Origin of the sequence: Pseudoalteromonas sp. ECSMB14103, assembly GCF_000813065.1 — a bacterium.
Lineage (GTDB): Bacteria > Pseudomonadota > Gammaproteobacteria > Enterobacterales > Alteromonadaceae > Pseudoalteromonas > Pseudoalteromonas marina.
Genome location: NZ_JWGY01000013.1, coordinates 106,470 through 117,763, shown reverse-complemented (window position 1 = coordinate 117,763; position 11,294 = coordinate 106,470). Strand labels below are relative to the sequence as shown.

At 41.9% G+C, this 11,294-nt stretch carries 18 protein-coding genes; all 18 read right to left on the bottom strand.

Features of this window, described 5'->3' with window-relative positions:
- Positions 1–415 precede the first annotated feature (415 nt).
- Complete coding sequence (gene rplQ / locus RF53_RS17365; protein ID WP_006794892.1) at positions 416–817, bottom strand: 50S ribosomal protein L17; 402 nt, start codon at positions 815–817, stop codon at positions 416–418.
- 39 nt (positions 818–856) lie between these two features.
- On the bottom strand, positions 857–1,843 hold the full coding sequence (locus RF53_RS17360) for a DNA-directed RNA polymerase subunit alpha (protein ID WP_008127834.1): 987 nt from the start codon (positions 1,841–1,843) through the stop codon (positions 857–859).
- A 24-nt stretch (positions 1,844–1,867) separates the two neighbouring features.
- On the bottom strand, positions 1,868–2,488 hold the full coding sequence (gene rpsD / locus RF53_RS17355) for a 30S ribosomal protein S4 (RefSeq protein WP_002959461.1): 621 nt from the start codon (positions 2,486–2,488) through the stop codon (positions 1,868–1,870).
- 21 nt (positions 2,489–2,509) lie between these two features.
- A complete protein-coding gene (rpsK, locus tag RF53_RS17350) occupies positions 2,510–2,896 on the bottom strand; it encodes a 30S ribosomal protein S11 (protein ID WP_002959471.1) in 387 nt (128 codons plus the stop codon).
- A gap of 12 nt (positions 2,897–2,908) precedes the next feature.
- Positions 2,909–3,265, bottom strand: coding sequence for a 30S ribosomal protein S13 (rpsM, locus tag RF53_RS17345; RefSeq protein ID WP_006794252.1), 357 nt, complete (start codon positions 3,263–3,265; stop codon positions 2,909–2,911).
- 125 nt (positions 3,266–3,390) lie between these two features.
- On the bottom strand, positions 3,391–3,504 hold the full coding sequence (gene rpmJ, locus RF53_RS19325) for a 50S ribosomal protein L36 (protein ID WP_002959476.1): 114 nt from the start codon (positions 3,502–3,504) through the stop codon (positions 3,391–3,393).
- 22 nt (positions 3,505–3,526) lie between these two features.
- Complete coding sequence (gene secY, locus RF53_RS17340) at positions 3,527–4,855, bottom strand: preprotein translocase subunit SecY (protein WP_006794251.1); 1,329 nt, start codon at positions 4,853–4,855, stop codon at positions 3,527–3,529.
- Between the two features lie 10 nt (positions 4,856–4,865).
- Positions 4,866–5,300: a 50S ribosomal protein L15 gene (gene rplO, locus RF53_RS17335; protein WP_006794250.1), complete on the bottom strand. Its 435-nt coding sequence runs from the start codon at positions 5,298–5,300 to the stop codon at positions 4,866–4,868.
- 4 nt (positions 5,301–5,304) lie between these two features.
- Entirely contained in the window at positions 5,305–5,487 is a 183-nt protein-coding gene (gene rpmD, locus RF53_RS17330; protein ID WP_002959482.1) for a 50S ribosomal protein L30, read from the bottom strand.
- Between the two features lie 2 nt (positions 5,488–5,489).
- The gene (rpsE, locus tag RF53_RS17325) at positions 5,490–5,996 is read right to left on the bottom strand and encodes a 30S ribosomal protein S5 (protein WP_006794249.1); all 507 of its coding nucleotides are present in this window, start codon (positions 5,994–5,996) and stop codon (positions 5,490–5,492) included.
- A 9-nt stretch (positions 5,997–6,005) separates the two neighbouring features.
- Positions 6,006–6,356, bottom strand: a complete 351-nt coding sequence (gene rplR, locus RF53_RS17320) for a 50S ribosomal protein L18 (RefSeq protein ID WP_006794248.1) — start codon at positions 6,354–6,356, stop codon at positions 6,006–6,008.
- Positions 6,357–6,365: 9 nt separating this feature from the next.
- Positions 6,366–6,899, bottom strand: a complete 534-nt coding sequence (gene rplF / locus RF53_RS17315) for a 50S ribosomal protein L6 (protein ID WP_006794247.1) — start codon at positions 6,897–6,899, stop codon at positions 6,366–6,368.
- Between the two features lie 13 nt (positions 6,900–6,912).
- Positions 6,913–7,305 (bottom strand): 30S ribosomal protein S8, encoded by a 393-nt coding sequence (rpsH, locus tag RF53_RS17310; RefSeq protein ID WP_006794246.1) that lies wholly within the window; start codon positions 7,303–7,305, stop codon positions 6,913–6,915.
- 21 nt (positions 7,306–7,326) lie between these two features.
- A complete protein-coding gene (gene rpsN, locus RF53_RS17305; RefSeq protein WP_006794245.1) occupies positions 7,327–7,632 on the bottom strand; it encodes a 30S ribosomal protein S14 in 306 nt (101 codons plus the stop codon).
- 10 nt (positions 7,633–7,642) lie between these two features.
- Positions 7,643–8,182 carry a 50S ribosomal protein L5 gene (gene rplE / locus RF53_RS17300; RefSeq protein WP_006794244.1) on the bottom strand — a complete coding sequence of 180 codons (540 nt, stop codon included), beginning with the start codon at positions 8,180–8,182 and terminating at the stop codon, positions 7,643–7,645.
- Between the two features lie 16 nt (positions 8,183–8,198).
- Positions 8,199–8,513 carry a 50S ribosomal protein L24 gene (gene rplX, locus RF53_RS17295; protein ID WP_006794243.1) on the bottom strand — a complete coding sequence of 105 codons (315 nt, stop codon included), beginning with the start codon at positions 8,511–8,513 and terminating at the stop codon, positions 8,199–8,201.
- A 10-nt stretch (positions 8,514–8,523) separates the two neighbouring features.
- Complete coding sequence (gene rplN / locus RF53_RS17290) at positions 8,524–8,892, bottom strand: 50S ribosomal protein L14 (protein WP_002959498.1); 369 nt, start codon at positions 8,890–8,892, stop codon at positions 8,524–8,526.
- A 272-nt stretch (positions 8,893–9,164) separates the two neighbouring features.
- Positions 9,165–11,135: an AsmA family protein gene (locus RF53_RS17285; RefSeq protein ID WP_039038396.1), complete on the bottom strand. Its 1,971-nt coding sequence runs from the start codon at positions 11,133–11,135 to the stop codon at positions 9,165–9,167.
- Positions 11,136–11,294 lie beyond the last annotated feature (159 nt).

The window sequence follows — 11,294 nt, the reverse complement described above, 5'->3', positions numbered from 1 at the left end:
GGAGATCCGAAAACAGATCAACCCTTTTTTGAAGAAAACTTGAAAAAACATGCTGTTCGATGAGTATTTGAGCTAAACGCTCAAAAACACAACTAATAGTAAGCTTTATTTATCTAATAACGCCATTTTACTAAGTGTATGATGATAAATATCTTTCTAGTGCTTATTTGAAAGGTAATTATGGTGACAACCTTTTTAGCTTATGATTTTTTCTTGGTGTAACGTTACCGTTTTTATTGTAATTCTACTCACTCAGCTAAATCATTAATGAAATAGAGCCGTGTTGTAGATGACTAGAGATTAGTGGTAAATAGGTAATAGGTAATAAATAAATATAGTAATGGAGAAATTTTATTTATAATTTTCAGGCATTAAAAAGCCGAGCATAAGCTCGGCTTTTAGGTTTCTTTAAGACTTACTCTGCAGACTGTGCGTCTTCTTGAACTTCTTCGCTAGTCGCTGGGCGACCAACTAGTTCAATATAAGCCATTGGTGCATTATCACCAGTACGGAAGCCACACTTAAGAATACGAGTGTAACCACCTGGGCGATCCGCGTTACGTGGACCGATTTCACTGAATAATTTACCAACAACTTCATTGTCGCGTGTGCGAGCAAACGCTAAACGGCGGTTTGCTACACTGTCAGTCTTAGCCAGTGTGATTAAAGGTTCAATTACACGACGTAACTCTTTCGCTTTTGGCAAAGTAGTTTTGATGATTTCATGTTTCACCAAAGAACCTGCCATATTGCTGAACATCGCTTTACGATGGCTACTGTTACGGTTTAATTGACGACCACTCTTACGATGGCGCATGACCCTATCCTTCTAACTAAACTAATATAGTGATTTAGATTATTCAGCTAAACTTGCAGGTGGCCAGTTTTCTAGGCGCATACCTAGAGAAAGACCACGTGAAGCTAGCACGTCTTTAATTTCAGTTAGAGACTTCTTACCTAGATTAGGCGTTTTAAGAAGCTCAACCTCAGTGCGCTGAACTAAATCACCGATATATTGAATTTGCTCGGCTTTCAAACAATTTGCTGAGCGTACTGTTAGTTCAAGATCATCGACTGGACGAAGCAGAATAGGATCGAATTCTGGTTTCTCTTCTTTCTCTTCTGGCTCAGTTACATCGCGTAAATCTACGAATGCATCTAATTGCTCAGCTAAGATAGTAGACGCACGGCGGATCGCTTCTTCAGGATCTAATGTACCGTTTGTTTCCATATCAATGATTAATTTGTCTAAATCTGTACGTTGCTCAACTCGAGCTGATTCAACCGAGTACGCAATACGTTCAACTGGGCTGAATGATGCATCAAGCAACAATCTACCAATTGGACGCTCATCGTCATCAGAGGATAAACGACTAGATGCCGGCACATAACCACGACCGCGCTCAACACGAATACGCATGCTGATCTCGCTGTTACCTGTAGTTAAATTACAGATAACGTGATCTGGATTAGCAATTGTTACATCGCCATCGTGCTGAATATCAGCCGCAGTAACAGGGCCTACACCAGATTTAGTCAGGGTCAGAAAAACTTCATCTTTGCCTTCTAACGTTACTGCTAAACCTTTAAGGTTTAATAGTATTTCAATGATGTCTTCTTGAACGCCTTCTTTCGCGCTGTACTCATGTAATACACCGTCGATTTCTACTTCAGTTACTGCACATCCAGGCATAGATGAAAGTAATATACGGCGTAAAGCATTACCCAGAGTGTGACCAAAGCCACGCTCTAATGGTTCTAAAACTATTTTAGAACGCGTTGGGTTTATAGCGTCGATGTCGACTAACCTTGGTTTTAGAAATTCTGTAACAGAACCCTGCATTTTATCCTCTCTTAACTCTTAACTTTACTTAGAGTAAAGTTCGACGATTAGTTGTTCATTAATGTCCGCAGACAGGTCTGAACGCTCAGGTAGACGCTTAAAGCTGCCTTCCAATTTCTTACCGTCAACTTCAACCCAAGTCGGCTTTTCACGTTGCTCAGCCAACTCTAGAGCAGCGATGATACGTGCTTGTGTCTTAGACTTCTCACGGATTACTACAGTATCTTCTGGAGTAATTACGTATGAAGGAATGTTCACAACACGACCATTAACTAGAATCGCTTTATGGCTTACTAACTGACGTGCTTCAGCGCGTGTGCTAGCAAAACCCATGCGATATACAACATTGTCTAAACGTTGCTCTAAAAGCTGTAACAAGTTTTCACCTGTATTACCTTTAAGGCGAGCAGCTTCTTTATAGTAGTTACGGAATTGCTTTTCTAATACACCGTAGATACGACGTACTTTTTGCTTTTCACGTAATTGTAAACCGTAATCAGATAGACGACCTTTACGAGCGCCGTGCTGACCAGGTGCAGTCTCAAGTTTACACTTAGAGTCGATAGCTCTTACGCCGCTCTTAAGGAACAGGTCAGTACCTTCACGACGACTCAGCTTGAGCTTAGGGCCCAAATATCTTGCCATGTTATTTCTCCTAACCTATTGTTAAACGCGACGTTTCTTCGGTGGACGACAACCATTATGTGGTATTGGCGTCACGTCAGTAATGTTTGTAATACGGTAACCAGCAGCATTCAAAGCACGTACAGCAGATTCACGACCTGGACCTGGACCTTTGATGAAAACTTCTAGATTTTTTAAACCGTATTCTTGAGCAGCAGTACCTGCACGCTCTGCAGCAACCTGAGCAGCAAATGGTGTAGATTTACGTGAACCACGGAAACCTGAACCACCGGCAGTAGCCCATGATAGTGCATTACCTTGACGGTCGGTAATCGTTACAATAGTGTTGTTGAAAGAAGCATGAACATGAGCCATACCATCAGCAACTTGTTTTTTAACCTTTTTACGACGAATTGGTGTCTTAGCCATAATACTATCCCCTTATCGCTTAATAGGCTTACGAGGACCCTTACGGGTACGCGCGTTAGTCTTAGTTCTTTGACCACGTAGTGGTAAAGAGCGACGGTGACGTAGGCCACGGTAACAACCAAGGTCCATAAGGCGCTTGATATTTAATGTAACTTCACGACGAAGGTCACCTTCAACAGTGTACTTGCCAACTGCATCACGCAGTACGTCAAGTGTTTCGTCAGAAAGTTCACCGATTTTTGTGGTCTCGGCGATACCAGTCGCTGCTAAGATAGCCTTAGAGCGAGTCTTACCTATGCCATAAATAGCTGTTAAACCAATAACTGCATGTTTATGATCAGGGACGTTAATGCCAGCAATACGGGCCACTAACACATCTCCTATATTCGAATTTGGTAATCAAAAGTTTGAAAAGCCCGTAAGGATACTCAAACGAAGACCAAATCACTACTAAAAACACAGGCCGAGAAATCTCAGCCTGCACGACTGTTTACTTAGCCTTGCCTTTGCTTATGCTTAGGCTCACTGCAAATTACGCGTACTACACCAGCACGTTTAATAACTTTACAGTTACGGCATATTTTCTTAACGGAAGCACGTACTTTCATTGCTCAACTCCGTAAACTGACCTTATCGACCGTAGCCTTTAAGGTTCGCTTTTTTCAGCACAGAATCATACTGATGAGACATCAGGTGAGTCTGTACTTGTGCCATAAAGTCCATGATTACAACAACGATAATCAAAATTGATGTACCGCCGAAATAGAATGGCGTTTGCCATGCCATAGTCATGAATTCGGGCACCAGACAGATAAAGGTTATATACAAAGCACCTGCCAATGTCAGGCGTGTCATCACTTTATCAATGTATTTAGATGTCTGCTCACCTGGACGAATACCTGGGATAAATGCGCCAGATTTCTTAAGGTTATCTGCAGTTTCACGAGGGTTAAACACCAACGCTGTATAGAAAAAGCAGAAGAAGATAATTGCCGCAGCTAATACAAGTGAGTACAAAGGTTGACCCGGAGTCAACGTTGTAGCAACAGCTTGTAATGCATCAGCGACAGGACCTTCACCTTGGCCGAACCAGCTAGCAATTGTACCAGGGAACAGAATTATACTACTAGCAAAGATTGGTGGAATAACACCCGCCATGTTTACTTTTAGTGGTAAATGCGTGCTTTGAGCAGCAAATACTTGACGACCTTGTTGGCGTTTAGCGTAGTTAACAACAATACGACGTTGTCCACGTTCGAAAAACACTACAAGATAAGTAACAGCGAATACTATAACCGCAACCATAAGTAGTACAAAAACATTCAAATCACCTTGGCGCGCCATTTCGACTGTCGAACCAATAGCAGACGGCAAGTTAGCTACAATACCAACAAATATTAGAACTGAAATACCGTTACCGATACCACGTTCTGTTATTTGTTCACCCAACCACATAAGGAACATAGTACCAGTTACTAAGCTCACCACAGCGGTGAAATAGAAACCCATACCCGGATTAACAACTAACCCGTTCATCATGCCCGGTAAGCTAGTAGCAATACCGATAGATTGGATAGTAGCTAGCACAAGCGTGCCGTAGCGTGTGTACTGGCTAATTTTTTTACGCCCTTGCTCACCTTCTTTCTTAAGCTCTATAAACGGAGGATACATATGCGTTAATAGTTGCGTAATAATCGAAGCCGAGATATACGGCATAATACCCAGCGCTAACACTGAAGCTCGCTCAAGTGCACCACCACTGAACATGTTGAACATTTCAACAATGGTGCCCTTTTGTTGCTCGAAGAAATCGGCAAGTACAGCGGCGTCAATCCCAGGGATCGGCACAAATGAACCTAGACGGTAAATTATGATAGCGCCCAATACGAAGAGTAATCGACGCTTCAATTCCGAAAGCCCACCTTGTGCACTTTGTGTATCTTGACCTGGTTTAGCCATTTGTACTTCCTTAGTCTTCTACCTTGCCTCCGGCAGCTTCAATAGCTTCGCGTGCACCCTTAGAGGCTTTAAGACCTTTAAGTGTAACAGCGCGTGAAACTTCACCAGATTTAACAACTTTAACGAAAAGAACGTTCTTTTTAACTAGACCAGCTGCTTGTAACGCGCTTAGGTCTACCACATCGCCTTCAACTTTAGCGATTTCAAAAAGGTTAACTTCTGCAGATACTAACGATTTGCGTGAAGTGAAACCAAATTTAGGTAGACGACGTTGCATAGGCATTTGACCGCCTTCAAAACCAACGCGTACTTTACCGCCAGAACGTGACTTTTGACCTTTGTGACCACGGCCACCAGTCTTACCAAGACCAGAACCGATACCACGACCAACACGTTTAGGGGCAGTTTTTGAACCTGCAGCAGGTGAAAGTGTATTCAAATGCATGAAATTAACCCTCTACCTTAACCATGTAAGAAACCTTGTTTATCATACCACGTACACATGCTGTGTCTTCTAACTCAACAGTGTGATTGATACGACGTAAACCAAGACCGCGTAATGTAGCTTTATGCTTCGGTAAACGACCGATAGAGCTTTTTACTTGTGTTACTTTTACAGTTTGATTAGCCATGGTTACCCCAGTATTTCTTCTACGCGAAGGCCACGTTTTGCAGCGATAGACTGTGGAGAATTCATATTCTCAAGAGCCGAAATCGTTGCACGTACTACGTTGATTGGGTTAGTAGAACCGTAACATTTAGATAGTACGTTCTGAACACCAGTCACTTCTAGTACTGCACGCATAGCACCACCTGCGATGATACCAGTACCTTCAGAGGCTGGTTTCATGAACACTAGTGAGCCAGCATGACGTCCCTTAACAGGATGCTGTAATGTATTGCCATTTAGGTCTACATTGATCATGTTGCGACGTGCTTTTTCCATTGCTTTTTGAATAGCAGCTGGAACTTCACGTGCTTTACCATAACCAAAACCTACTTTACCTGCGCCGTCACCAACTACAGTTAGTGCAGTAAAGCTAAAGATACGACCACCTTTAACTACTTTAGACACACGGTTTACCGCGATTAGCTTTTCAGCTAGATCAGGCTGTTGTTGCTTTGCTTCTACGTTAGCCATTGTCTACTCCTAGAATTGCAAACCGGCTTCACGCGCAGCATCAGCTAGCGCCTTCACACGGCCGTGATATTTAAAGCCACTGCGATCAAAAGCAATCTTTTCGATGCCTTTGTCAGCCGCACGTTCAGCAACCGCTTTGCCAACTGCTTGCGCAGCTTCAACGTTACCGGTGCCTTTAACTGTTTCGCTAATAGCCTTCTCAACAGTAGAAGCAGCAGCCAGTACATTACCCTCAGCATTAATTACTTGAGCGTAAATGTGACGTGGCGTGCGGTGGATAACAAGACGCGTTGTGCCTTGTTCAATATAATTTCTACGAGTGCGTTTAGCACGACGTAGACGAGCTGTTTTTTTATCCATCGTCTTACCTTACTTCTTCTTAGCCTCTTTACGGCGTACATTCTCATCTGAATAGCGAACACCTTTACCTTTATAAGGCTCAGGTTTACGGTATGCACGAATGTTAGCAGCTGTTTGACCAACTAACTGCTTATCTACGCCCTTAACTAGAACTTCTGTTTGGCTTGGAGTTTCAATCGTAATTCCTTCAGGAACTGCGAAATTAACTGGGTGTGAGAAACCAAGTGTTAAGTCTAAAACTTTACCCTTAGCTGCAGCACGGTAACCAACGCCTACTAACTGAAGTTTCTTCTCGTAACCTTCATGCGTACCAACAACCATGTTGTTGATTAGAGCGCGAGCAGTACCTGCTTGTGCCCATGCATTTGCTACGCCTTCACGAGGTAAAGTTGTAATAACGTTGTCGTTAACTTGTACTTCAACTGCGTCGTTGATAGTACGAGTAAGTTCACCGTTTTTGCCTTTAACTGTGATTTCCTGGCCTTTCAATGTAACTTCTACACCGGCAGGAACATTAATTGGTGCCTTTGCTATGCGAGACATAGTTCCCCTCCGATTAAGCTACAAAGCCAATGATTTCACCACCAACACCAGCACTACGTGCTGCGCGGTCTGTCATTAGGCCTTTAGAAGTTGATACGATAGCGATACCAAGACCACCCATTACCTTCGGTAATTCGTCACGTTTCTTGTAGATACGTAAACCAGGGCGACTTACACGCTGGATATTTTCAATTACAGCTTTGCCTTCGAAGTACTTCAACTCGATAGAAAGCTCAGGTTTAACTTCACCGTTAACTGCGTAGTCTACGATGTAACCTTCGTCTTTTAGTACTTTAGCTAATGCTACTTTCAGCTTTGAAGTTGGCATCGTTACAGATACTTTCTTCGCTGATTGACCGTTACGGATACGTGTGAACAAATCCGCGATAGGATCTTGCAAGCTCATAGTCTTACTCCCATGATTCTATTACCAGCTAGCCTTTTTAAGGCCAGGAATTTCACCGCGCATAGCTGCTTCGCGAACTTTAATACGGCTCATGCCGAATTTGCGAAGGAAACCATGTGGGCGGCCCGTAATGTTACAACGATTACGTTGACGTGCAGGGCTAGAATCACGAGGTAAAGCTTGTAGCTTAAGTACCGCGTCCCAACGATCATCTTCAGATGTATTAACATCACTGATGATAGCTTTTAGTGCAGCACGCTTTTCAGCATACTGAGCAACTAGTTTTGTGCGCTTTGCTTCGCGCGCTTTCATAGAATTCTTTGCCATAACCCTACCCTTATTTCTTAAATGGGAAGTTAAACGCTTCTAACAACGCACGGCCTTCCTCATCAGATTTCGCAGAAGTAGTGATAGTGATATCCATACCGCGTACACGGTCTACTTTATCGTAATCGATTTCTGGGAAGATGATTTGTTCACGTACGCCCATGCTGTAGTTACCACGTCCATCAAAAGACTTAGCACTTACGCCACGGAAGTCACGAATACGTGGGATAGCGATTGATACCAAACGCTCAAAAAAGTCCCACATACGCTCGCCGCGTAGGGTTACTTTACAACCAATTGGGTAGCCTTCACGCACTTTAAAGCCAGCAACAGATTTGCGTGCTTTAGTGATTAAAGGTTTCTGACCAGAGATTGCAGTTAAATCAGCTACAGCGTGATCTAAAATTTTCTTGTCAGCTAGGGCTTCGCCCACGCCCATATTTAATGTGATCTTTTCGATCTGAGGGACTTGCATGACAGAGCTGAAACCAAACTTCTCTTGAAGCTCAGCAACTACTTTGTCTTTATATACTTCATGCAGTTTCGCCATCATTCTACTCCAACTATTAGATAGTTTTACCAGTAGATTTAAAGATACGTAATTTCTTACCATCTTCAATCTTGAAACCTACACGATCTGCTTTACTCGTTTCCGAGTTGAAGATCGCAACGTTTGATGCGTCCATAGACGCTTCTTTCTCAACAATGCCGCCAGCTTGGTTCAATTGTGGAACCGGCTTTTGGTGTTTCTTGATCAAGTTTATGCCTTCGACAAAGATTCGACCAGATTCAGTAACAACTGAAAGCACTTTACCGCGCTTACCTTTGTCTTTACCTGCTAGTACGATTACTTCGTCACCACGACGGATTTTTGCTGCCATGATTGGCTCCTTACAGTACTTCTGGGGCTAGTGAAACGATTTTCATGAACTTGTCATTACGAAGTTCGCGAGTCACAGGGCCGAAAATACGTGTACCAATTGGCTGCAAGTTATCATTTAAGATAACAGCCGCGTTGCTGTCGAAACGGATCAGAGAACCATCTGGACGGCGAACACCTTTTCTGGTACGCACAACTACCGCGTTTTTAACATCACCTTTCTTCACTTTACCGCGAGGAATAGCTTCTTTTACAGAAACTTTAATGATGTCGCCAATCGCTGCGTAGCGACGGTGTGAACCACCAAGGACTTTTATACACTGCACTTTGCGAGCGCCGCTGTTATCAGCAACTTCCAGCTGAGTTTGCATTTGGATCATGTTAATGACCTCCGGTGTAGTAATTACAACGTGTCTTAAAATTGTTTAAAATCAAGACATTTCGATTAAATCCCACTCAAAAACAAACGAGTTGTCTCTTAAGGGCGGGCAATTGTACCAGCATTGAGCATGTAGCGATAGGTTATTTTTTAATTAATTTAAGGACTGAGGGGATTTTATTAACGTTGGTAAAGCTATGTGACTATTTTTTCAATGGTTATAAAATAAACAAGGCACTTAAAAAGTGCCTTGTTTATTTTACTAGTGGTTACTTAGCCAAATAGTCCCTTTAATTTGTCTTTTACTTTATCTTTGGCTTTCTCTTTCGCTTTTTCTTTTGCGTCATCTAGTTTCTTTTTTGCTTCATCTTTTAAGGCATTACTTACATCAAGTTTAATTCCCACATCGTGAAATGGTCCTTTTATGCGTAACGGTATTTTAAAGCCTGTACTGTCATCGGTAGTGCCTTGACCTTCTATTGAATCTACAATCCCTGTTACCAAACGGTAATCAACTTTAGTGAGAGGTAAATCCACATCTCCTTCACCGGAAATACGAATCAGAGGGCTAATTAGTGAAAGGTCAGTATTGCGTCCAACACCTTTAATAAAATTAAAGCTACCTGTAAGCGCAGAAAAATCTGTTTGTTCTGCCTCTTCAAAGCCAGTATCTAACCCTTCAGAAGCGGCGCCAAAATTACCAGATATAATCTCTTTACCTTTACGAACCATTTCAGCAATGTTCGCCCCTTTTACAGCACCATCTGCAAACTCAAATATCAACTTACCATTTAGCGCATCGATAAACGATTTTTGACTTTGCCCAGCTGTAGATAAATTCCAATTTAAAGAACCTCTACCGAGTACCTTGTCAAAACCGGTTGCATCAGTTAATAACGGCTGGGCATTTATATCTGTTAAATTAAAGTTTGTAGCTATTTTATAAGGCGCATTTTGAGCATCAATAGTAATTGCACCTTTACCAGCGCCTTCATAGGCTGAAAAGCTATCTAAACTTAATTTAGCTACACCTTTATTTAGCGCCACTGTAAACTGGTTCGCACCCAGTTTTATATCATTTGCTATTAATCCACTAGAACGAATTACTACATTAGCATCTTGTGCTTTAAGGGCGCTTAAATCAATTTGAGTGTCATCCCAAACAATTGGCTCTGCCGGTTTGCTATCGTCTTCAGTCGGCTGTTCTTTTTTAGCAACGGCATCTGGCAAATAGGGATTAAGATCGAGCATCCCCAAATCTACATTTGCATTAATGGCTAAACGATTACCTAAACTAATTTCGCTTTTACCTTTAATTTGAAGTTCATCAAGCGTTGCAGTTAACTCTTCAAGATTGAATTTTTCACCCAGTAAATGCATTTTACCATTTACACTAAATGCATTAAACGCATTATCTTTCGCATTTAGGGCAACCCCCTGCCATTTGGCAATATTTTTTACCGACTCGCCATTGAGTGCTAATTGACCTTTTATGTCTTGCCCTTGTTTTGCGATTGAGCCATTAAATGTCAATTCAACCAAGCGCGAATCTAAATTTTGCGATACATTAAAAGCCTGACCTTCAATCGCTTTGGCAGGAGTATCGAGTTTTACATCTAGTTCAAATCGCTCCTGCATATAGGTAATCCCCCCTTTAACTTCAAGGGTTTTACGTAATGAAGGAAGTAAAATAGCCAGCTCTAAATCGCTAATTTTCTGCTTGGCGCCCGTTTGACCATCTAGATATGTAAATGTACCGCCATAAATAGCGACCTCACCCAGCTCAATATCAAAGCTAGCAGGCAGCTTAATTGCCTCACCAGGCTCAGTTTGCTCTGTAGGTTGATCTGCTACAGCATCAAACAACTGCCAGTTAGCTTTACCATTTTTATCTGTCTCTAATAAAATATCTGGTTCGTTAATAACAAACTTATCAAGCTTAAACTCACCGCCAAATAACGAGAACCAAGGTATATGTACTGCCAGCTGCTGCATACTTGCCATATCAGCTCGCGAACCTGTTTGCATATTAGCAAAGTGGACATCATTCAACTCTAACTTTAGTGCAGGAAACACACTAAGCGTTTTGTCACCATTAATTGTTAGCGTTCTTCCCGTCGTTTTTTGAACTTCCTCTGATACTTTATTAAAAATGGTATCGGTAGGAATTAAAAAAGGCGCTGCCACAATTAAAGCAATACAGAGTAAGAGTATTACACCAAAAATTTTGAGTAAGGTTTTCATGTTCGTCCTTTAAGCGGTCAAATTATGTTTTTATCATAGCGAGTGTTAAGCCTAAAAGCATTGCTGTAGATAAAAAAAGCTCATAAAAGCAGTTTACTTATTTCATATGAATCGTTCCTGAAACATTTTGATACCTTTAGGTTACAAGAAATCAAATAC